Below are 21,948 nucleotides of genomic sequence, written 5' to 3'. Positions count from 1 at the left end.
GCGGGAGCCGGGTCAGCGGGCCGCGTGCAGCGACTCGGCGATCCGCCGAGCCGCCTCGGGGAAGCGGTCCGGGCCGGGCCCGGCGTAGCCCAGCCGGACGTAGGGGCCCGCCGCCTCGGCAGGGAACCACTCGGCGCCGGGCGCGACGAGGACGCCGCGCGCCTCGCACTCTCGCGCGAACCGGTCGACGTCGGTCCCGTCGGGCAGGCGGACCCAGAGGTTGAGCCCTCCCGCGGGCACACGGTCGAGCACGGCCTCGGGGACGTGCTCGCGCAACGACTCGGCGAGCAGGTCGCGGCGCGAGCGGAGCTGGGTGCGGACGCCACGCAGGTGGCTGCGCCAGGCGGGTTGGGTCACGACGTCGAGCGCCGCGGCCTGCAGCAGCCCGCTGACGTACATGGACGTCGCTCCCCGGTCGGCCAGGACACGGTCACGCACGGGACCGCGGGCGACGACGGCGGCCACGCGCAGGGACGGCGAGACGCTCTTGGTGAGCGAGCGCAGGTAGATCACGTGCCCGTCGTCGTCGTGCGCGGCGACTGGTCGGGGCTCGGTGTCGATCGCCAGGTCGTGCGCCCAGTCGTCCTCGACGAGGAACGCCCCGTACCGACGGACGACGTCGAGCACGTCCCGACCGCGTCGGGCGGACCACTGCGCGCCGGTGGGGTTGGCGTACGTCGGCTGGGCGTAGAACGCGCGGGCACCGGACCGCTCGAATGCCCTCGCGACGTCGTCGGGGTCGGGACCTCGCGTTCCCGACGGGACGGGCACCAGCTCGACGCCCGCCTGCGCGGCAGCGAGGATCGCCCCCCAGTAGGTCGGCGACTCGATCAGGAGGGGTCGGCCGTGGCCCACCACGGCGCGGAAGATCGAGCTCAGGCCGCTCTGGCTGCCCGGGAGGATCAGGACGTCCCGGGCCGTCGCCGGGGTCACACCGACCGGCACGGAGGCCGCGAGCTCGGTCGCGAACCACGACCGGAGCTCCGGCAGCCCCTCGACGGGGGCGCGCCGCAGGGCCGCGTCGGTGCGGGCCGCGCGCGTGACGGCGGCGCGCACCAGGCGCTCCGGCAGGAGCTCGCGGTCGGGGTACCCGGAGTGCAGACCGATCACGTCGGGCCCCGGGGCGTGCTGGGTCCGCGAGATCTGGGTGCCACGTCCGTGCGGGGGGCCGAGCGCCGCGGTCTGCCAGGCGTGGTCGGCGGGCCGCGGGGTCCGCACGAGCCGGACGAAGGTGCCGACGCCGGGACGGGTCTCGGCGAGCCCGAGCGCGACCAGGGTCCGTACCGCCTTGGCCACCGTGACGGGGCTCGCGCCGTGCTCGGCGCTCAGCGCACGGCTCGAGGGCAGGCGAGCACCGGGAGGGGCATCGGCGATCCACTCGCGGAGCGCTGCCACGATTCGACCGCTGCTATCGTTGTTCATGAGTCAGAAGAGTAGCGCTATCGCCACGAAGCGCCTTGTGCTATCCGGTACGTCGGGCCTGTCGTGGGGGTTGCTCGGCGTGGTGGCCTTCTCGTTCACGATGCCGTTCACGAGGCTCGCGGTCGAGAGCCTGTCCCCCGTGTTCGTGGGATCGGCGCGTGCGGTCCTTGCGGCGACCCTCGCCGCCGTCTGCCTGGCCGTGACCCGTCAGCGCCTCCCTCGTCGGGGGCAGTGGGCCCGGCTGGCGGTCGTCGCCGCCGGGGTGGTCGTCGGCTTCCCCCTGCTGACGTCGGTCGCGCTGCGGACCGCCTCCGCGAGCCACGGCGCCGTCGTCGTCGCACTGCTCCCCGCTGCGACGGCGGTCCTCGTGGTGCTCCGCACCTCTGAACGCCCGCCGACCTCGTTCTGGGGCTTCGCGACCGCAGGCGCCCTCGCGGCGGTGGCCTTCACCGGGCTCCAGGGCGGCGGCGGCCTGAGCCTGCACCTGTCCGACCTGCTGCTGTTCGGCGCGGTCCTGGCTGCGGCCGCCGGCTACGCCGAGGGCGGCCTGCTCGCGCGCGAGCTGGGCCCGTGGCAGACCGTGTCCTGGGCCCTCGTCCTGGCCTCGCCGCTCATGCTCGCGCTCACGACCGCCTCCGCGTGGCACGCCCCGCCCGCCGCGACCGCGACGCAGTGGGCGGCGTTCGCCTACCTGGGCGCGGTGAGCATGTTCCTCGGCTTCTTCGCGTGGTACCGCGGCCTCGCCGTCGGACCGATGGCCCAGGTCAGCCAGGTGCAGCTCGTCCAACCGGTGCTGACCATCGGGTGGGCCGCGCTCCTTCTGGGCGAGCCGCTCACCTGGCCGACGGTCGCCGGGGGCCTCGCGGTCGTGGTGTGCGCCGGGCTCGCCGTGCGCACGCGCCTGGGCCGGCGCCCGCGCCTCAGTCCTCGCGGTGGTGAAGCATGCGCGCGACCTCGGCGATCGACCCGGACAACGACGGGTAGACCGTGAAGGCCTCGGCGACGTCGTCGACCGTGAGGCGGTGCGCGACCGCGAGCGTGATGGGGAAGATCAGCTCGCTCGCGCGCGGGGCCACGACGACGCCGCCCAGGACGACGCTCGCCTCGGGGTGCGCGAAGAGCTTGACGAACCCGTCACGCATCCCGAGCATCTTGGCGCGCGGGTTGCGGGCCAGCGGGAGCGTCGTGGTCACGTACTTGGACCCCTGCTCCTTGAGCTTCTCCTCGCTGTACCCGACCGTCGCGATCTCGGGGGCCGTGAAGATGTTCGCGGCGACCGTGCGCAGCTTGATGGGGCTCACGGCGTCGCCCAGGGCGTGCGACATGGCCACGCGGCCCTGCATCGCGGCGACCGAGGCGAGCGGCAGGATGCCCGTGCAGTCGCCCGCCGCGTAGATGCCACGGACCGAGGTGCGCGAGACCTTGTCGACCTGGACGTGGCCGCTCGGCGTGAGCCGGACGCCGGCCTCCTCGAGGCCGATGCCCGCGGTCGAGGGGATGGACCCGACCGCGAGGAGCACGTGCGAGCCCTTGACCACGCGGCCGTCGGCGAGCGTGACCTCGACGCCCTCGTCGGTGCGCACCGCGGCCTCGGCGCGCGTGCGCGACATGACCGTCATGCCGCGCGAGCGGAAGACCCCTTCGATGAGCTCGGCCGCGTCGGCGTCCTCGCCCGGCAGCACGCGGTCACGGCTCGAGACGAGCACGACGTCGGAGCCCAGCGCGTTGTAGGCACCCGCGAACTCGGCTCCCGTGACGCCCGAGCCGACGACGATCAGGCGCTCGGGGAGCTCCTTGAGGTTGTAGAGCTGGGTCCACGTGAGGATGCGCTCGCCGTCGGGGATCGCGGTCGGCAGGACGCGGGGCGTCGCGCCCAGGGCGAGCAGGATCACGTCGGCGTCCACCGTGAGCTCGGCCGCGTCCTCCTGGAGCGTGACGTGCACACGCGTCGGTCCGTCGAGGCGCCCCTGCCCGATCAGCACCCGGACGCCCTCACGCTCGAGGCGCGCGTGGATGTCCGCCGACTGCGCGGCCGCGAGCGCCATGACGCGGGTGTTGACCGCGTCGAGGTCCACCATGTGGCGGCGCATCGCGGGGTGCGCGGCCTTGGCCGTGTCCACGGGCAGCCGGATGCCGAGGTCGGCCGCGCGGTCGGCGATGGTCATCCAGTCGGCGGTCGCGATGAGGGTCTTGGACGGGACCACGTCGGTGAGCACGGCGGCACCGCCGAGGCCCTGGCGCTCGACGACGGTCACGTCGGCGCCGAGCCGGCGGGCGACGAGCGCGGCCTCGTAGCCTCCGGGTCCACCGCCCAGGATCACGATGCGGGTGGCCTGCAGGTCGGGGTTCTCGTTCGTCACGGGTGCCATTCTGTCAGCATCCGAGGACAGTTCGTGTCAGCATGCGGACAGATCGACGCGCGCGAGGGACGACGGGCGTTCCGCGGGGCGCAGGGCCCCAGAACGGATAGCCTCGTCCTATGACGACGACCTTGTCTCTCGACGACCCCACGACCGACCCGTTCCTCGTGGCCCGCGCCGCTGCGGACCACATCGCCGAAGCCACCGGGATCGAGGGCCACGACGTCGCCCTCGTGCTCGGGTCGGGCTGGGGCGGGGCGGCAGAGCTCCTGGGCGACGTCGTCGCGGAGATCCCCACGAACGAGATCCCCGGGTTCTCGAAGCCCGCCGTCGCCGGCCACGTCGCGACGACGCGCTCGATCCGGATCGAGCGCGCCGACGGCTCGGTCCGCCACGCGCTCGTGCTCGGCTCGCGCACCCACCTGTACGAGGGCAAGGGCGTGCGCCACGTCGTGCACGGCGTGCGGACCGCGGCGGCGACCGGCGCGCAGACCGTGATCCTCACCAACGGCTGCGGCGGCCTGAACCTCGACCACGGCCCGGGCACCCCGGTGCTCATCCGCGACCACCTCAACCTCACCGCCACCTCGCCCCTGGAGGGCGCGACGTTCGTCGACCTCACGGACCTGTACTCCCCGCGCCTGCGGGACCTGGCCCGGTCGGTCGACGGCTCGCTCGGCGAGGGCGTGTACGCCCAGTTCCCCGGACCGCACTACGAGACCCCGGCCGAGGTGCGCATGGCGGGCGTCCTGGGGGCGGACCTGGTGGGCATGTCGACCACGCTCGAGGCCATCGCAGCCCGCCACGCGGGCCTCGAGGTGCTGGGCATCTCGTTGGTCACGAACCTCGCTGCGGGCATCAGCCCCACGCCGCTCTCGCACGGCGAGGTCATCGAGGCCGGCCAGGCGGCCGGCCCCCGGATCAGCTCCCTGCTCGCCGAGATCGCGAAGCTGGTGTGACATGACGAACCCACAGGACTTCCTCGACGTGGACGACCCCGGCTACGAGGCCGGGCAGGGCCACGCGTCCTTCCTGGCGCAGGTCGAGTCCTGGATCGAGGCGGACCCCGAGCCGCGCGACCAGGCCGAGCTTCGCACGCTCCTCGCGGAGGCCGACTCCCCCGACCCGCGCGACCACGAGGTGCGCGCCCGGGCACGGGCCGAGCTGCGCGACCGCTTCGTCGGCACGCTCCAGTTCGGCACCGCGGGCCTGCGCGGCGAGATGGCGGCAGGACCCAACCGCATGAACCGCGCGGTCGTGATCCGGGCCGCGGCGGGCCTCGCGTCGTTCCTGCGCGACGCCCTGCCGGGGCAGACGCCGCGCGTCGTCATCGGCTACGACGCCCGGCACCACTCGCACACGTTCGCGCTCGACAGCGCCGCGGTGTTCACGGCTGCGGGCGTCGAGGCGTCGATCCTGCCGTCCGCGCTCCCGACGCCCGTGCTCGCCTACGCGGTGCGCCACCTGGGTGCCGACGCGGGCGTCATGGTCACCGCGAGCCACAACCCCCCGGCGGACAACGGCTACAAGGTCTACCTCGGTGGTCGTGTGGTCACCGACTCGGGTCAGGGGGCGCAGATCGTGCCCCCGTACGACGCCGAGATCGCGGCCGCGATCGAGCGCGCGCCGGTCCCCGCGCGGGTCCCGCGCGCGACCGACGGCTGGACGGTCCTCGGGCGCGACCTCGCGCTCGGCTACGTCGAGGCGGTGGGCCGCCTGTCCGACGGCGCCGCGCGCGACCTGCGCATCGTCGCCACCCCGCTGCACGGCGTGGGCGGTGAGGTGGTCAACCGGGTCCTGGCGGACGCGGGCTTCACCGACGTGATCTCCGTGGCGGAGCAGTTCGAGGCGGACCCGCTGTTCCCGACCGTGGCCTTCCCCAACCCGGAGGAGCCCGGCGCGATCGACCTCGCGCTCGCGTACGCGCAGGACGCCAAGGCGGACCTCGTGATCGCGAACGACCCCGACGCGGACCGGTGCGCCCTCGCGGTGTACGACCCGCGTGTCGGGACGTACCAGGGAGCGGAGACCGCGCGCTCGAACGGGTGGCGCATGCTGCACGGTGACGAGGTGGGCGCGCTGCTCGGCGAGGAGATCGGGCGACGTGCGGCGGACGGCGGGACCGGGACGCAGTTCTTCGCGAGCTCGATCGTGTCCTCGCGGTTGCTGCGCAGGATCGCCGAGAGCCACGGCCTGGGCTACTCCGCGACGCTCACGGGCTTCAAGTGGATCTCGCGCGTCGACGGGCTCGTCTACGGCTACGAGGAGGCGCTCGGCTACTGCGTCGACCCGCAGGTCGTGCGCGACAAGGACGGCATCAGCGCCGCGCTGCTCCTCGCACAGCTCGCGAACCGGCTCAAGGCCGAGGGGCGCACGCTGGTCGACGCGCTCGACGACCTCGCGCGGGCCCACGGCCTGCACGTGACCGACCAGCTCTCGGCCCGGTTCACCGACCTCGACCAGATCCCGGCAGCCATGTCGAGGCTGCGGGCGGCGCCCCCGCGCACGCTCGCGGGCTCGGGGGTCAGCGACGTCGTCGACCTGTCGGAGGGCCTCGACGGCCTGCCGCCGACCGACGGCGTCCGCCTCCTGTCCGCGGACGGCACCCGGGTCATCGTGCGCCCGAGCGGCACCGAGCCCAAGGTCAAGTGCTACCTCGAGGTCATCGTCCCGGTGGCGCCCGACGCGAGCTACGACGACCTGACGGCGGCCCGGGCCTTCGCGCGGACGCGCCTCGACCAGGTCCGGGCGGACGTGGCGGCGGCGCTCGGGATCTGACGGCGGACGGTCCTGCCGGCCCGACGCTGCGCACGACGACGGCCGTCGTCCGCTCCGCGAGGAGCGGGCGGCGGCCTTCGTCGTGCGCGCGGCGGGCCCTCCCGGCCGTCAGCCGAGCGCGACCGTCGTGCCGCCCGACAGGAACGAGTCGTGCAGCTCGAGGCTCGCCGGCACCGCGTCGGCCGGTACGTCGAACACCACGACACCCTGGATCGAGTTGCCGGGGTTGATGTCGTTGAGGAAGCTGTTGGCGTCCCCCAGGTAGATCCCGGCCGTGGAGTCGGCCGAGTGCTCGCGGCCCTGCGCGTCGAAGAGCTTCTGCGAGCTCGCGTCGAACATCTGGGCGACATCCCCGACGTTGGTCACCGTGACGTGCACCAGCACGAACTGCCCCTGAGCATCCACACCCAGGAAGTCGTCCCCGACCCGGGCGACACCCGGCTCGACGGCCGTGACCGTGAACTCGAACTTGCCGTCGCGCACGGCCGCGCCGAGGCCCGGCACGGCCTCCTCAGGAGCCGGGGCCGCCGGGGCCTGATCACCCGTCGCACCGCCGTCGGCGCCCGGATCGGCCGCGTCGGCGACGCCTGCCGAGCCTGCCGCCTCGGGAGTGTCGGGAGTGTCGCCACCGAGGCTGGAACCGATCGAGACGACGAGGACGAGCGCGAGGATCGCCAGGAAGACCGTCAGGACCTTGTGCCGGGCGAAGAACGACCTGCGCGGTGCGGGCGGCTGCTGCCCCGGGTAGGGCTGCCCCGGGTAGGGCTGCCCGGGGTACGGCTGGTTCTGCTGGGGCGGGTGGGGCTGCCCGGTGTGCTGCTGCGGGGCGTACGCCTGGTGCGGCTGCTGCGGGTTCGGGTCGTTGCTCATGGGAGGGCCTCTCGTGGTTCCGGATCGGTACGGGACCACTTCATCGCCTCGGGCCGGTCGGGCGCGTGGGCGGACCGGGTACGGCCGTCGCACCGAAAGTCGTACACGCCCACAGGTCCGCGGACCCGGTCGGTGGACCCCACCGTCGGTGGTGTTCCCTACGCTGGGTCCGTGACCACCCCGTACCCGCCACCGGGTTCCTCCTGGCCCGGCTCGACGCCGCCGCGCAGCGGTCCCGTACCGCCGGTCCGGCGGGCGTCGGCCACTCCCGGTGGATGGTCACCTCACCCGGTGCCCGGACCGGTGCCGCCCCCGTTCCGGCCCGAGCCACGACCGTCGCGAGACGGTGGCTCCTGGTCGCCCGCCCCCCGCCCGGGCCGGGGCACGGTCCCCGACGCGCCGACCGCAGGCCGACGCTGGTGGTCCCGCGTCGCGACCGTCTGGATCGTGACCACCTCGTTCCTCGCCGCGTCCGTGTGCGTCTCGTTCGCGGGGTCCGCCGCAGGGATGGGCGAGAGCGCAGGAGGAGGCGAGGCACCCGGTGGGGTGTTCGTCTGGGTCGTGCTCGGCTGGCTGTACGCGGTCGGGGTCGCGACGCTGCTCGTCTTCCGGCGACGCTACCCGGTCGCGCTCTGCCTGGTCGCGTGCGCGGGCGCGCTGGTCTTCCCGCTCGACGCGATCGGGGCGCTCGTGGCGCTGTCCTGGGTGATCTCGTCGCGCCCGGTCCGGCAGGGCTGGGCGCTGGGCGGTCTCACGGCCCTCGCGACGGCGACCGCCCTCGGGCGGGACATGCTCCGCGAGCCGGCGCAGCAGATCTTCTCCTTCACCCCCGTGGACTCGCAGACCCCCGTCGGGGCCGCACCCTGGGTGTACGTCGTGCTGCTCGTCGCCGGTCTCGCGCTCTCGGTCAGCGTGGGCTGGGCGCGCCGGGCCCACTACCAGGTGGGCAGGTTCCGGGGCGAGGCCCAGCGCCACGAGGTCGTGGCCGAGCACCTGCGCGACGAGGTCGCACGCCAGGACCTCGAGGCGGAGAAGCTGCGCGACGAGGTGACCCGCCAGCAGGACGAGGTCGCACGCCAGCAGGAACGGCACCTGATCGCCCGCGAGGTGCACGACACCCTCGCCCACAGCCTCTCGCTCGTCTCGTTGCACTCGGGGGTGCTCGAGGTCTCCGTCCCCGAGGAGGACGAGCAGCTCCGTGACGCCGCCAAGGTCGTCCGTGAGGGAGCCCACCGGTCGCTCGAGGACCTGCGGGACCTGATCGAGATCCTGCGCGACCCCGACGGGTTGGCGCAGCGCCAGGCCGAGCGTGCGGGGGGCACCCTGTCGGACCTGCCGGCCCTGCTCGCCACGACCCGGGCCGCGGGCACACGTCTGGTCGCGACCGTCGTGTTCACCGACGCCTCGTCGATCAGCCCGCAGGTCGCCCGGGCGACCTACCGGATCCTGCAGGAGTCGCTCACCAACGTGCACAAGCACGCTCCGGGCAGCGAGGTCCTCATCGACCTCGGTGGGGACACGTCGAGCGGTGTGAGCCTGCGCGTCGCCAACCCGCTCCCGCCGGAGCCGGGTGCTCTCCGTGCGCCCGGGAGCCGCGCCGGGGTCACGGGTATCGCCGAGCGCGCCAAGCTGCTCGGGGGGCGGGCCGCCGTCGGACCGCAGGACGGGTGGTTCGTCGTGGACGTCTGGCTGCCGTGGGTCAGCGACGCCGTCGACGTCGCCGACGCGCCACGCACGACGGCACCTCGGCCGAGCCCCGGCCGCGGACCTCGGGCGTGAGGCCCGCTCACAGGCGCACGAGGCTCCGCCCGTGCGGGTCCGCCCGTGCGACCGGGACGTCGTCCACGGTGAGCACGGTCCTGCCGTCGTGCGCCAGAGCGGCGGAGGACTCCAGCACCAAGGACCCTTCGTTGGAGATCCACGTCCCGTCGAGCCCGCGCATGCGCTCGACGAACCGCTGCCGAGGTGCCGGCTCGACGTACGTCAGCACCGAGCTGTGGAAGACCACCAGGTGCGCGTCGGGGGGCGCGGACCCCAGGAGCGCGTCGAGGTCGTCGAGGAGATCTCCGCGGACGAGGTGCGGTGGATCTGTCGCCACCAGTGCGCACGCCGCCTCGAGGCGCTCGCGACGGTCGTGGTGCTCGGGCCACACGAGAGCCCGCAACCACGCGACGTCCTCGGGATCGCGGACGTCGAGAGGGTTGAGGTCGATGCCTGCTCGCCATGCGACGTCGGGCAGCCGCGTCGGTGCCGCGCTCTCGTCGTCGAGCGTGCACTCGATCACCACGGGCGAGGGCCCCGTGGCAGGATCGAGCGTGAGGACGCCGTCCGGTGTGCGGTAGCGGTAGGAGTACCGGTCCGGGTAGAGACACAGGCCTGCGGACGCGCCGACCTCGACGAGTGCGAGCGGCCCGGCGAGCCGGGCGAGCTCGGGCAGGAGGACCGCGCAGCGCGCCGCCTCGTTGGTCTGGGTCGAGCGGGCGAGCACGATGCCCGCGACCTCGCGCCAGTGCTGGACGAGCCAGGGGCGGAACCGCTGGTAGACGTCGAGCGGGGCGCCTGCGGTCCGGGCCGCGGCGAAGACGAGATTGGGCTGCCGCTTGCGAGCGGGCAGCGCCTCGATGAGGGCGAGCACGTGGTCGTCGCCCGCGATCGCGCGCGCCCACTCCTCGTACGACGGGGACGATCCGCGCGTCTCGATGTCGGCCCACCGCACGTATGCCTCCGCCAGCGACGTCATGCGCCCAGAGCGTAGCCGACCCGTCGCACGCCGCGCGCCGGCTCGGCAGCACGTGCGCGGCCGGCGGCCCGGCGGCCACGGACGAGAGGGTGTGGGCGACACCCCCTACGATCGTCGCGTGATCCGAGTACTCCTGGTCGACGACGACGCGCTCGTCCGTACGGGCCTGCGCCTCATCCTGTCGAGCAACCCCGGCATCGAGGTCGTCGCGGAGGCGACCGACGGGGACGAGGCCGTCCCGGCGTTCCACGCGCACCGTCCGGACGTCGTGCTCATGGACCTGCGCATGGCACGCGTCCAGGGCATCGAGGCCACGCGCGCGCTGCGGGCCCTTCCCGATCCCCCCGTCGTGCTGGTCCTGACGAGCTTCGAGAGCGACACCGACGTCCTGGGTGCCCTGGAGTCCGGTGCGGGCGGCTTCCTGCTCAAGGACGCCTCGCCCACCGAGCTCATCGGGGGTGTCCTGGCGGTCGCGGGCGGCGAGTCGGTGCTGGCCCCCCGCGTGGTCCGCTACGTGGTCTCACGGGTCGCGCAGGGGCAGGTGACCAGCGAGCGCCAGCGCGCCCGGGCGCTCCTCGACCTGCTCACGGAGCGCGAGCGGGCGATCGCCCAGGGCGTCGCGGAGGGCTTGAGCAACGCGCAGATCGGCCAGCGGCTCTACTGCGCGGAGGCCACGGTCAAGACGCACCTGAGCCGCACCATGACCAAGCTCGACCTGCCGAACAGGGTCGCGCTCGCGATCGCGGTCGAGCGCGCCCGCTGAGGACCCCCGGTGCACCGGCCGACGGCGCGAGGCGGTCGGGCCGTCAGGTCCGCAGCGCGGGCTCCTCGTCGCGCGCGACGGCGGCCTTCCAGTCGGCCTTCTCGGCCCGCCAGCCCTCCTCGGTACGCCCGCGACGCCAGTACCCCGACGCGGAGAGCGCGGTCACGGGCACGCCCCGGTCGAGGCGCAGGTGGCGGCGCAGCGTGCGCACGAACCCGGCGTCGCCGTGCAGGAAGACCTGGGGGTCACCGGGCAGGAAGGCGAGCGACCGGACGATCTCGACGAGCGCCTCTCCGGGAGCGTGCTCCGGGTGCTCGTCGCGGCGCACCCAGCGCAGGTCGAGGGCTCCGGGCGAGGTGAGAGCCTGTTCCTCGGCGGCCGAGGCGACCTCGATCACGGCGAGGACGGGCGCGCCCTCGGGCATGGCCTCGAGGGCCGCGGCGATCGCGGGCAGCGCGCTCTCGTCGCCCACGAGCAGGTGCCAGTCGTAGCTGCCCGACGGTGCGTAGTCGCCACCGGGGCCGACGAAGGACATCGCGTCTCCGGGCCGGGCGGCGGACGCCCAGGGGCCCGCGAGGCCCTCGTCGCCGTGCGCGACGAAGTCGATGGCCAGCTCGCGCGCTGCGGGGTCCCACGAGCGGATCGTGTAGGTGCGCATCGGGACGCGCCCCTCGGGGCCCGCCGCGGCCGGGAAGAGCAGCTTGACGTAGCGGTCGGTGTACGGGCCGGCGTCGAGACCTGCGAGCCCCTCCCCGCCGAGGACCACGCGGATCATGTGCGGCGTGAGGCGCTCGGTGCGCACGACCACGGCGTGGGTCGCGACGCGCTCGGGCTTGCGGGGGGCGGGGTCGGTCATACGGTCCTCCAGGGTGCGCTCCGCCCGCGATGGCGAAGTGAGGCTAGCCTAACCCCGGATACGCCGAGGGGTGACCGCCCGTCCGGGCACGGCCACCCCTCGGTCCGTCGGGTGCGGGTCAGTAGCCCGCTGCGCCACCCTCGGCCGGCTCGACGCCGTCGAAGCCCGCGAGCACCGCGGCCGTGCCGGACAGGCCCAGGCGCGTCGCGCCGTGCTCGATCATCGCGAGCGCGTCGGCCAGCGTGCGCACGCCCCCCGACGCCTTGACCCCGAGGCGCCCACCCACGGTCTCGGCCATGATCGAGACCGCGTGCGTCGAGGCGCCGCCCGCCGGGTGGAAGCCCGTGGAGGTCTTGACGAAGTCGGCACCCGCGGCCTCCGAGGCGCGGCACGCCTCGACGATCTCGTGGTCCGTCAGCGCGGCGGACTCGATGATGACCTTGAGGACCTTCGGGGCCGGGACGGCGGCCCGGACGGCCGCGATGTCGGCCTGGACGTACGCCCAGTCCCCCGCCTTGGCGGCACCCAGGTCGATGACCATGTCGACCTCGTCGGCGCCGTCGGCGATGGACCGTGCGGCCTCGGCGGCCTTGACGTCGCTGTGGTGGGTCCCGGACGGGAACCCGCACACGGTCGCGATCTTCAGACCCTTGCCGTCGAGCGGCAGGACCGAGGGCGAGACGCACACCGAGTAGACGCCGAGCGCGACGCCCTCCTCGACGAGGGCCTCGAAGTCCGCGCGGGTCGCCTCGGGCTTGAGCAGGGTGTGGTCGACGAACTGCGCGAGAGCCGCGCGGTCGAGCGGGGACGTGCCGGGGGTGCTCACAGCTGTGCTCCTTGGATCTCCTGGTAGCCGGGGAGGATGACGTCGTCGATGAGCGCACGGCGCTCGTCGTGGTGGATGAAGGCGCTCCACGCGGCCGTGGCCGTGACGTCGTAGAGGTCCTCGAGCGTCCACCCGGCCTGCTCGACGAGCAGCGTCATCTCGTGGGTCATGGACGTGCCCGACATGAGGCGGTTGTCCGTGTTGAGCGTGACCGCGAAGTCGAGCTCCTTGAGCCGCGTGATGGGGTGCGCCGCGATCGAGGTCGCCGAGGCGCCGGTCTGCAGGTTCGAGACGGGGCACAGCTCGAGCGGGATCTGGTGGTCGCGGACCCAGTGGGCGAGCTGGCCCAGGGCTGCGGTGCCGTGGTGCTCGTCGAACGAGATGTCCTCGATGAGGCGCACGCCGTGCCCGACGCGCGAGGCCTGGCCCAGGTGGACCGCCTCGGCGATCGACGAGACGCCCGACGCCTCGCCCGCGTGGATCGTCACGGGGAGGTTCTGGTCCGCGAGGTACTGCCACACGCCCGGGAAGCGCGAGGGCGGGAAGCCGTCCTCGGCGCCCGCGATGTCGAACCCGACGACGCCGTTGCCCCGGTTGGCCACGGCGAGCTCGGCGATCTCCTGCCAGCGGTCGGCGTGCCGCATCGCGGTCACGAGCTGGCCCACGCGGATCGTGCGCCCCTGCGCCGCGGCGAGGGCGACGCCCTCGTCCAGCCCGGCCTGCACGGCGTCGACCGTGTCCTGCAGGCTCAGGCCGGCGCGCAGGTGCTGCTCGGGGGCCCACCGCTGCTCGGCGTACACGACGCCGTCGGCCGCGAGGTCCAGCACGGACTCGCGCGCGACCCGCACGAGCGCCTCGCGCGTCTGCATCACGGCGATCGTGTGGTCGAAGGTCTCGAGGTAGCGCACGAGCGAGCCCGAGTCGGCCGACTCGACGAACCAGGCGCCGAGAGCGTCGGCGTCGGTCGCGGGCAGGTCGTGCCCGATCTCGGCGGCCAGCTCGATGATGGTCTGGGGCCGTAGCCCACCGTCGAGGTGGTCGTGCAGGACGACCTTGGGGAGCGCGGCGATCGCCGCGACGGTCTCGCTCACGGAGGAGGGTGTGGAGGTCATGGACTCACGCTACCGGGCGCGGGCCGGGCGCGGGCGACGGCAGCCCTCGTCCCGAGGTCACGGCTCCATCACGCCCCGTCCGGCGCAGGGCGCGGGCGCGGACGGGCACCTCGGAGAGCCCGCGTCACGGCACCGGGGCCTACTCCCCCTCGGCGCCGGCCCCCTCGTCGAGCACCACCACGGACGCCTGCTCGACGACGTCGGCCTCGTCCGCCTCACCGTCGAGGTCGGGGCGCGGCGTCCGGGGGCTGTAGTCCTCCACGTCGTCCGCGTCCGTGGAAGGGGCCGGGGGCGTCAGCTCCTCCTCGACCAGGTTCTTCGGGGCGTCGTCGTCGGGCGTGACCAGGCCGGCGTCTCGCCAGGAATCGGTGCCGGGGACCGTGCTCATGGTGAGCTCCTCTCGTCTCCTCCCATCGTCACCCGACGCGGCGCGACCCGCCAGCCCGTCCGGCGGGCAGGACCGCCCAGGTGACGTGCGGCCAGCCGCCGAGCGCGCGGCGCACGCCCTTGCCCGGCTCCCCGTCCTCGCCGACCTCGCCGAGCAGGTCCGCGACGCGCAGCCGGTGCAACGTCCCGGAGGACGGTTCGTACACCGAGCACCAGCGCCCGCCGAAGGGGGCGTCGTCGTGCCCTGGCCCCGACTGCGCGGGTGCGCCGACCCCGGCGAGCAGCACCACGTGACGAGGCACGGCGGTCGCCCACCCCGTCCCGACGTCCCCGCCCGTGTACAGCGGGACGGGCACGCCCGCCGCGGCCGAGCGCAGCGCGGCGCCCAGCACGGGGTCCTTCTGCCCGCCGCCCGGCACGACCCGGTGGGTGAAGCGCACGTCGGCGTAGCGGGCGTCGCGCGCGGCCGTCCAGGGCGGCGTGCCGAGCCCGCCCGGCCAGGGCAGGGGGCCGAGCGCGGCGCGCGTCGTGCGCGCCTTGAGGAGGCGCTGCAGCGCGGCGAACCGTCCCGACGACGTCTCGAGCTCTCGGGCGGTCGCGCCACCCCGGTCCGCGCTCACCACGTACGTCGAGCTCCCTCCGGAGACGTCCGTCCCCGCCACGAGCCACAGCGCGACCACGGGGTCCCCCGCCGCGGCGAGGACCGCGAGCACGGCCGAGCCGCACGTCGTCTCGTCGACCTGGACCGCTCGGGCGCTGCCCAGGACGAGCGGCTCACCGAACCGTGCGTCGGGGCCGCCGGACACCGACGCGGGTCCTGACGCACCGCCTGCCGGTGCCGAGGTGGGCGCGGCCCGGCGCAGCGGGTCCAGCACGTGCGCCCGCTCCCACGGTCGCAGCGTCGCGAGCGCGTCGACGAGACGGTCGGCGACGTGCTCGGGATGCCCGGCCCGCCGGGCGAGCCGTCGGACCTGGGTCGCTGCGCCGTCGGGCTCCGGAAGCACGTAGCGGCCCGACGGCGGCGCGGGCGGCAACGGACCGCGCCCCGCTCCCAGCGCACGCAGGACCCGGGACAGGCGGAGGTCGGCGACGATCATGCCGACAGCCTGCCATCCCCTCGGGCCCCGCGACGACCCGCCCTCAGGCCAGGCTCGCCACCGCGCTCGCCGCTCCCAGCAGGCCGAGGACGCCCACGAGCGTCGCGACCCGCACGAGGAATCCCCAGGAGCGCAACCGGCCGTCCTTGGGCAGACCGCCCGACGGAGGCCGCAGGACGGCGGGCACCAGGGTCGCGACCGCGAGCGCGCCCGCGAGCACGGACAGGACGGGCTGCCCCACCCGCAGGTTCACCGCGGCCAGCAGGACCGACCCGATCACGACACCGAGGACCGTGCGCTGCCACGCGAGGGCGGTGCGCTCGGGCTGCAGGCCGGGGTCGCGCGCCGCGGAGGTCACGTCCGCCAGACCTCGGTCACCGCGTACCCGGCCACGAGCAGCGCGAGGACGAGCACGCCCGCGACGAGCACGGGCAGCCCCGTCGGCGCGGGCAGCGGCTCACCGCGGCGCATGGCCCGTTCGTTACGTCGCCACGCGAGCAGCGCGTAGGCCGCGAAGCCCGCGCCCGCGAGGCACGCGACCGCCGCGATCACGTCGACGAAGCCGGACATCCGCGCGAAGGACGCGAACGACGTGAGCGCGACGCCGCCCGCGACGAGCCCGAGGCCCGTCCGCACCCAGGCCAACGCGGTGCGCTCGTTGGCCAGGCTGAAGCGGACGTCCGGGTCGTCGCCCACGCCGTAGACCGAGCGTGGCCTGCGGTCGTCGGACGAAGGAACCCCCGGACCACGCGTCGCCGCGTCGTCCGAGGGCTCCCTCACCGGTGAGGTCATGTCAGCTCAGGCGGTCGAGGATCAGCGCCGGGGTCTCGACGACCGTGCCCGGGTCCGCGACGCCCCACGCCCCGTCGAGGGCCTCGACCGCACGGTCGAAACGCTCGGGGGTGTCGGTGTGGAGGGTCAGCAGGTGCTGCCCCTTGGTCACGACGGCACCCGGCTTGGCGTGGATCTCGATGCCGGCTCCCGCCTGCACAGGGTCCTCCTTGCGGGCACGGCCCGCACCGAGGCGCCAGGCCGCGACCCCCACGCCGAACGCGTCGAGGTGCGAGAGGACGCCGTCGCGGTCGGCGACCACGTGCTCCTTCTCGCGTGCGACCGGCAGCGGCGCACGGGCGTCGCCGCCCTGCTCCGCGATCATCTCGCGCCACTTGTCCATGGCTCGGCCGTTCGACAGCGCGCGCCGAACGTCCTCCTCCGGCACGGGCTTGCCCGCCGCGGCGAGCATCTCGACCGCGAGCGCGACCGTGAGGTCCACGACGTCGCTCGGGCCACCGCCCGAGAGCACCTCGAGGGTCTCGCGGACCTCGAGCGCGTTGCCCGCCGTGAGGCCGAGGGGTGTCGACATGTCCGTCAGCAGCGCGACCGTGCGCACCCCTGCGTCGGTGCCCAGGTCCACCATGGTGCGCGCGAGCTCGCGTGCCTGCTCCAGGTCCTTCATGAACGCCCCGGAACCCACCTTGACGTCCAGGACCAGGGCACCCGTGCCCTCGGCGATCTTCTTGCTCATGATCGACGACGCGATGAGCGGGATCGCCTCGACCGTGGCCGTGACGTCGCGCAGCGCGTAGAGCTTGCGGTCCGCGGGCGCGAGCCCCGAGCCCGCCTGGCAGATGACCGCGCCCACGTGCTCGAGCTGGTTCATCATCTGCTCGTTGGTCAGCGCGGCGCGCCAGCCCGGGATCGACTCGAGCTTGTCGAGCGTGCCGCCCGTGTGCCCCAGACCGCGGCCCGAGAGCTGCGGCACGGCGACCCCGAAGACCGCGACGAGCGGCGCGAGCGGCAGAGTGATCTTGTCCCCCACGCCTCCCGTCGAGTGCTTGTCCGCGGTGGGCCGGGACAGCGCCGAGAAGTTCATGCGCTCGCCCGACGCGATCATCGCGGCCGTCCAGCGGCCGATCTCCGTGCGGTCCATGCCGTTGAGAAGGATCGCCATGTTGAGGGCGGCCATCTGCTCCTCGGCCACGACGCCACGGGTGTAGGCGTCGATGACCCAGTCGATCTGCTCGGCCGACAACCGGCCCTTGTCCCGCTTGGTGCGGATGACGTCGACCGCGTCGAACGACTCGGTCGCCTTGTCGGGCAGCGCGCCCGAGGCGCCCGCCGGGATGCTCTGCGTGCTCATGCTCGTTCCACCAGATCCTCGGGCCCGAACGCATCGGGCAGTACGTCGCTCATGGGCTTGATGCCACGGGTCGTCTCGACGAGCAGCGCGGGGCCGCCGTGCTCCCACAGGAGCTGGCGGCACCGCCCGCACGGCATGAGCGTGTTGCCGTGACCGTCGACGCACGCGAACGCCACGAGGCGACCGCCCCCGCTCCCGATCAGGTCGCTCACGAGCGAGCACTCGGCGCACAGCGTCACGCCGTACGCCGCGTTCTCGATGTTCGCGCCCGTGACCAGGCGTCCGTCGTCGACGAACGCGGCCGCCCCGACCTTGAAGGACGAGTACGGCGCGTACGCCTTCTCCATGGCGCTCCGTGCGGCGCCGCGCAGCGCCGGCCAGTCGAAGCGGTCCCCCGCGTCGACGGCCGCGCGGTTGCTCTCGCTCATGCCGTCACCCCTTCACGTAGGGCTGACCCGCCGCGGCGGGACCGCGGACGCGGCCGACGAGACCCGCCACGGCGAAGATCGTGACGATGTACGGCAGCATCAGCATGAACTGGTTGGGGATCGGCGTCTCGAGGACACCGAGCACCTGCTGGAGCTTGTCGGCGAAGCCGAAGAGGAGAGCTGCGCCGAGCGCACCCCACGGGGTCCACCGACCCAGGATCATGGCGGCGAGCGCGATGTACCCCTTGCCGGCCGTCATCTCCTGGCCGAACGCCCCCACGGAGCCGATCGTGAAGAACGCGCCACCGAGCCCCGCGACCATGGACCCGAGCAGGACGTTGCGCCACCGCGTGCGGTTGACGTCGATGCCGACCGTGTCGGCCGCCTGCGGGTACTCGCCCACCGAGCGGACACGCAGACCCCACTTGGTGCGGAACAGCGCGATGCTGATCATGATCACCGCGACGTAGAGCAGGTAGACGATGATCGACTGGCGGAACAGCACCGGTCCGACGATCGGGATCTCCGACAGCAGCGGGATCGGGAGCGTCGGCAGGCGCGGCGGGGTGTTGAGCGTGGCCGCGTCGTTCTTGAGCACCGAGCTGAACAGGAAGCTCGTCAGGCCCACCGCGAACACGTTGAGCACCACACCGACGATGATCTGGTTCACGTGGTACTTGACCGTGAACAGCGCGAGCATCGCGCCGATGAGCAGACCCGCGATCGGGGCGGCGACCAGCCCGATGTAGGCGTTGCCCACGACCGAGGCGAGCACCGCGGCGCCGAAGGCCCCCGTCAGGAGCTGACCCTCGATCGCGATGTTGACCACGCCCGCCCGCTCGTTGAGCAGGCCGCCGAGGGCGCCGAACGCCAGCGGGACCGCGAGGAGCAGCGACCCCTGGAGAAGGCTCACGATCGACGTGCTCTTGTCCGCGACGGCCCACACGAGGAACGTCAGGACCCACAGGACGCCGAAGACGGCGAGCACCCACCGGCCGACCGGCTGGTCCGCCCGGACCCGGACGTACGCGTAGCCCGCGAGCAGGAGGCACAGTACCGAGAGCACGATCGCGGTCGCCCTGGTCGGGACGGCGACCGGGTCGAACTGGAGCAGGTCCGCCCCGGTCGAGATGCCGAACGTCGTGACCGACCCCGCCGGTCCGAGGAGACCGAACAGGACGAACGAGAGGAGCCCGAAGACCCCCAGGGTGATGGGGAGCTTCCAGCTGCGGGCCGCGGTGACGGTAGCGACCTGGGTAGCAGGTGCAGCCATGGCGGTCATGCGCTGACTCCCTTCATGACGACGGGGTTCGGGGCGGGCAGGCGGAAGATCGCCCGCACGAGCGGCGGCGCCGCGATGAAGAGGACGACGAGCGACTGGATGACCAGCACGATGTTGATCGAGGTCCCGGTCGAGGCCTCCATCGCGCGCCCGCCGACGTTGAGCCCGGCGTACAGGAGTCCGGCGAAGAAGATGCCCAGCGGCTTGGAACGCCCCAGGAGGGCGACGGTGATCGCGTCGAACCCGATCGAGCCCGCGATGCCGCCCGTGAGCGCCTTCTCGGTGCCGAGGATCTGCACGGCACCCGCGAGCCCGGCGAGGGCACCGGAGACGACCATGACGAGGACGAAGGACGACGCGACGCCCATGCCCGCGGTCCGGGCGGCCTGCTGGTTCGAGCCCACGGCCCGGAAGCGGAAGCCCCAGGTCGAGCGCGTCATGAGCCACCACACGAAGACCGCGGCAAGGATCGCGACCAGGAAGCCCGCGTTGAGGCGGAACTGGTCACCGAGGAGCAGCGGGAGCTGCGCGGTGTCCTTGACCCCGGGGCTCTTGGGCTGGTTCGACCCGGGCCGGGTGAAGGCGCTCGTCGTGAGGAACCACGCCACGAGGTAGAGCGCTACGTAGTTCAGCATGATCGTCACGATCACCTCGTGCGCACCGGTGCGCGCCTTGAGGAAGCCCGCGATGCCGGCCCAGAAGCCACCGGCGAGGATGCCACCCAGCAGGGCGAGCAGCAGGTGCAGCACCGGCGGGAGGTTCCATGCGAAGCCGACGTAGCCTCCGATCGCGGCCCCCATGATGACCTGGCCCTGAGCGCCGATGTTGAACATCCCTGCGCGGAAGCCGACCGCCACGCCGAGCGCGGCGATGATCAGCGGGGTCGAGACCGTCATGGTCTCCGTGAGGGAACGGATGCCGCGCGCGAACGTCGGGGCGTCGTAGTTGTACACCGCTCCGCGGAACATGGCCGCGTAGGCCTCGCTCACGGCCGTCCAGGCCGCACCGAAGAAGTCGGCCGGCTTGGCGAAGAGGTAGCTCGCGGCCGCGGTCACGTCGGGGTCGGTGACGATGATCAGGAGCCCGCCGATGACCAGTGCCAGGACGAATGCCAGGACGGTCACGCCGAACGGGCCGGTCGTGATCTCGCGGAAGGTGGCGGTCCAGCGAGCGGACTCCGAGCCCTCGGGCTGAGGCTTTGCCGCGCCGGCCGGCTCGGGCGCCGGCTCTCCCGTCGGTGGCGGGGCGGGCTGCTGGTCGGTCACTGGGTTGCTCCCGTCGTGTCGGTCTGGTCGTGCACCTGTGCGATGGCCTCGTCGTGCGGGACCCCGGCCATCATGAGGCCGAGCACCTCGCGCGACGTCGTCGGCGGCACCACGCCGACGATCCCTCCCCGATACATCACGGCGATGCGGTCGGCGAGCTCGACGACCTCGTCGAGCTCGGTCGACACGATGATCACGGGCGTGCCGTTGTCGCGCTCCTGCACGATGCGACGGTGCAGGAACTCGATCGAGCCCACGTCGACGCCGCGCGTCGGCTGGCTCGCGATGAACAGCTTGAGCGGCCTCGAGAGCTCGCGCGCCAGCACGACCTTCTGCTGGTTGCCGCCCGATAGCCGACCGACCTCCTGGCCAGGGCCCTGGGTACGGATGTCGAACTCCGAGATGCGCTGCTCGGCGTTGCGGCGGATCGCCCCCAGGTCGAGGCCGATGCCCTTGGCGTAGGGCCGCTTGTCGTAGAGGTCGAGCACGAGGTTCTCGGCGACCGAGAAGTCGAGCACGAGCCCGTCGACCTTGCGGTCCTCGGGGACGAAGCCGATCCCGGCGTCGAGCGTCGCGTCGGGCGTCAGTCCCCGCAGCTCCTGCCCGTGCAGGGAGATCGACCCCTCTGCCGAGGGCAGGAGCCCGAGGATGGCCTCGGTGAGCTCGGTCTGCCCGTTGCCCTGCACGCCTGCGACGGCGAGGATCTCGCCCTGCGCGACGGAGAACGACACGCGGTCCACGACCGCCTGCCCGTTCGGCGCGAGGACCGTGAGGTCGGTGACGACGAACGTCTCCTCGCCGGGTTGCGCGGGCGCCTTGTCGAGGCCGAGAGAGACCGCGCGTCCCACCATGAGGGAGGCGAGCTCGCTCTCGGAGGCGGTCGGCTCGGCGGTCCCGACGACGGCGCCCCGGCGGATGACCGTGATGACGTCGGCGACGGCCTTGACCTCGCGCAGCTTGTGCGTGATGAACACGATCGAGGTGCCGGACTCGCGGAGCTGACGCATGATCTCGATCAGCTCGTCGGTCTCCTGCGGCGTGAGCACCGCGGTGGGCTCGTCGAGGATGAGCACCTTCGCCTCACGAGCGAGAGCCTTGACGATCTCGACGCGCTGCTGGACGCCGACGGGGAGGTCCTCGACGACGGCGTCCGGGTCGAGCCCGAACCCGAACCGCGCGGACAGCTCGCGGACGCGCTTGCGGGCGGCGTCCAGGTCGAGCAGTCCCCCGGCCTTGGTGTCCTCGTGGCCCAGCATGACGTTCTCGGCGACGGTGAAGACCGGCACGAGCATGAAGTGCTGGTGCACCATGCCGATCCCTGCTGCCAGGGCGTCTCCCGGTCCACGGAAGGCGCGCTCGACGTCGTCGAGCAGGATCTTGCCCGAGTCGGCCTGGTAGAGGCCGAACAGCACGTTCATCAACGTGCTCTTGCCCGCGCCGTTCTCCCCGAGCAGGGCGTGGATCTGCCCCGGTTCGATGACGAGGTCGATGTGGTCGTTGGCGACGAGCGGTCCGAACGACTTGGTGATTCCGCGGAGCTCCAGCTTCACGTACGGTCTCCTTCGATGCACAGGCAGCCTTGCCTGCGACGTTAGCCCAAGACTGGTCGAGCCGGCCCGGCG

Annotated in this window: 21 protein-coding genes; 5 read left to right on the top strand and 16 right to left on the bottom strand. The window is 73.4% G+C overall.

The features are described 5' to 3' along the window. Positions 1–12: 12 nt before the first annotated feature. Positions 13–1,422, bottom strand: coding sequence for an aminotransferase-like domain-containing protein (locus tag JOD49_RS18240; protein WP_205308426.1), 1,410 nt, complete (start codon positions 1,420–1,422; stop codon positions 13–15). On the opposite strand from JOD49_RS18240, the gene JOD49_RS18235 reads away from it, so the two are divergent. Beyond that, positions 1,421–2,413 (top strand): DMT family transporter, encoded by a 993-nt coding sequence (locus JOD49_RS18235; RefSeq protein WP_205308425.1) that lies wholly within the window; start codon positions 1,421–1,423, stop codon positions 2,411–2,413. The two genes, JOD49_RS18240 and JOD49_RS18235, sit on opposite strands and share 2 nt — an antisense overlap. Here the strand turns inward: JOD49_RS18235 and JOD49_RS18230 are convergent. Further along, the gene (locus JOD49_RS18230; RefSeq protein WP_205308424.1) at positions 2,343–3,791 is read right to left on the bottom strand and encodes an NAD(P)H-quinone dehydrogenase; all 1,449 of its coding nucleotides are present in this window, start codon (positions 3,789–3,791) and stop codon (positions 2,343–2,345) included. The genes JOD49_RS18235 and JOD49_RS18230 overlap by 71 nt on opposite strands. A gap of 110 nt (positions 3,792–3,901) precedes the next feature. Here JOD49_RS18230 and JOD49_RS18225 point away from each other — a divergent pair, with 110 nt between their 5' ends. Beyond that, positions 3,902–4,741 (top strand): purine-nucleoside phosphorylase, encoded by an 840-nt coding sequence (locus tag JOD49_RS18225; protein WP_205308423.1) that lies wholly within the window; start codon positions 3,902–3,904, stop codon positions 4,739–4,741. 1 nt (position 4,742) lies between these two features. Next, a complete protein-coding gene (locus JOD49_RS18220; protein WP_205308422.1) occupies positions 4,743–6,560 on the top strand; it encodes a phospho-sugar mutase in 1,818 nt (605 codons plus the stop codon). A gap of 108 nt (positions 6,561–6,668) precedes the next feature. Here the strand turns inward: JOD49_RS18220 and JOD49_RS18215 are convergent, their stop codons facing one another. Beyond that, a complete protein-coding gene (locus JOD49_RS18215; RefSeq protein WP_205308421.1) occupies positions 6,669–7,430 on the bottom strand; it encodes a DUF4352 domain-containing protein in 762 nt (253 codons plus the stop codon). A gap of 447 nt (positions 7,431–7,877) precedes the next feature. On the opposite strand from JOD49_RS18215, the gene JOD49_RS20395 reads away from it, so the two are divergent. Next, positions 7,878–9,209 carry a sensor histidine kinase gene (locus JOD49_RS20395; protein WP_205308420.1) on the top strand — a complete coding sequence of 444 codons (1,332 nt, stop codon included), beginning with the start codon at positions 7,878–7,880 and terminating at the stop codon, positions 9,207–9,209. Positions 9,210–9,216: 7 nt separating this feature from the next. On the opposite strand, the gene JOD49_RS18205 is transcribed toward JOD49_RS20395, so the two are convergent. After that, a complete protein-coding gene (locus tag JOD49_RS18205) occupies positions 9,217–10,170 on the bottom strand; it encodes a DUF2332 domain-containing protein (protein ID WP_205308419.1) in 954 nt (317 codons plus the stop codon). A 118-nt stretch (positions 10,171–10,288) separates the two neighbouring features. On the opposite strand from JOD49_RS18205, the gene JOD49_RS18200 reads away from it, so the two are divergent. Continuing rightward, entirely contained in the window at positions 10,289–10,933 is a 645-nt protein-coding gene (locus JOD49_RS18200; RefSeq protein WP_307822627.1) for a response regulator transcription factor, read from the top strand. 43 nt (positions 10,934–10,976) lie between these two features. Here the strand turns inward: JOD49_RS18200 and JOD49_RS18195 are convergent, their stop codons facing one another. The 12 genes from JOD49_RS18195 to JOD49_RS18140 form a co-directional block, all read right to left on the bottom strand. After that, positions 10,977–11,789 (bottom strand): siderophore-interacting protein, encoded by an 813-nt coding sequence (locus tag JOD49_RS18195; RefSeq protein WP_205308417.1) that lies wholly within the window; start codon positions 11,787–11,789, stop codon positions 10,977–10,979. Positions 11,790–11,907: 118 nt separating this feature from the next. Next, positions 11,908–12,615: a deoxyribose-phosphate aldolase gene (deoC, locus tag JOD49_RS18190; protein WP_205308416.1), complete on the bottom strand. Its 708-nt coding sequence runs from the start codon at positions 12,613–12,615 to the stop codon at positions 11,908–11,910. After that, a complete protein-coding gene (locus tag JOD49_RS18185; protein WP_205308415.1) occupies positions 12,612–13,727 on the bottom strand; it encodes an adenosine deaminase in 1,116 nt (371 codons plus the stop codon). The genes deoC and JOD49_RS18185 overlap by 4 nt, the downstream gene beginning before the upstream one ends. Positions 13,728–13,866: 139 nt before the next feature. Continuing rightward, a complete protein-coding gene (locus JOD49_RS18180; RefSeq protein ID WP_205308414.1) occupies positions 13,867–14,115 on the bottom strand; it encodes a hypothetical protein in 249 nt (82 codons plus the stop codon). Positions 14,116–14,143: 28 nt separating this feature from the next. Beyond that, positions 14,144–15,211 (bottom strand): hypothetical protein, encoded by a 1,068-nt coding sequence (locus JOD49_RS18175; RefSeq protein WP_205308413.1) that lies wholly within the window; start codon positions 15,209–15,211, stop codon positions 14,144–14,146. A 43-nt stretch (positions 15,212–15,254) separates the two neighbouring features. Continuing rightward, the gene (locus tag JOD49_RS18170; protein ID WP_205308412.1) at positions 15,255–15,569 is read right to left on the bottom strand and encodes a DUF202 domain-containing protein; all 315 of its coding nucleotides are present in this window, start codon (positions 15,567–15,569) and stop codon (positions 15,255–15,257) included. Then, the gene (locus tag JOD49_RS18165; RefSeq protein ID WP_307822626.1) at positions 15,566–15,991 is read right to left on the bottom strand and encodes a YidH family protein; all 426 of its coding nucleotides are present in this window, start codon (positions 15,989–15,991) and stop codon (positions 15,566–15,568) included. The genes JOD49_RS18170 and JOD49_RS18165 overlap by 4 nt, the downstream gene beginning before the upstream one ends. A gap of 13 nt (positions 15,992–16,004) precedes the next feature. Beyond that, entirely contained in the window at positions 16,005–17,351 is a 1,347-nt protein-coding gene (locus JOD49_RS18160) for a thymidine phosphorylase (protein WP_205308410.1), read from the bottom strand. Beyond that, positions 17,348–17,779, bottom strand: coding sequence for a cytidine deaminase (locus JOD49_RS18155; protein ID WP_205308409.1), 432 nt, complete (start codon positions 17,777–17,779; stop codon positions 17,348–17,350). Before JOD49_RS18155 ends, JOD49_RS18160 begins: the two co-directional genes overlap by 4 nt. Before the next feature lie 4 nt (positions 17,780–17,783). Next, positions 17,784–19,061, bottom strand: coding sequence for an ABC transporter permease (locus tag JOD49_RS18150; RefSeq protein ID WP_205308408.1), 1,278 nt, complete (start codon positions 19,059–19,061; stop codon positions 17,784–17,786). After that, positions 19,058–20,326, bottom strand: a complete 1,269-nt coding sequence (locus JOD49_RS18145) for an ABC transporter permease (protein ID WP_191788828.1) — start codon at positions 20,324–20,326, stop codon at positions 19,058–19,060. Before JOD49_RS18145 ends, JOD49_RS18150 begins: the two co-directional genes overlap by 4 nt. Then, positions 20,323–21,876, bottom strand: coding sequence for an ABC transporter ATP-binding protein (locus JOD49_RS18140; protein ID WP_205308407.1), 1,554 nt, complete (start codon positions 21,874–21,876; stop codon positions 20,323–20,325). Before JOD49_RS18140 ends, JOD49_RS18145 begins: the two co-directional genes overlap by 4 nt. Positions 21,877–21,948 lie beyond the last annotated feature (72 nt).

Origin of the sequence: Oerskovia jenensis (assembly GCF_016907235.1) — a bacterium.
Classification (GTDB): Bacteria; Actinomycetota; Actinomycetes; order Actinomycetales; family Cellulomonadaceae; genus Oerskovia; species Oerskovia jenensis.
This window is presented reverse-complemented; position numbering and strand designations above follow the sequence as displayed.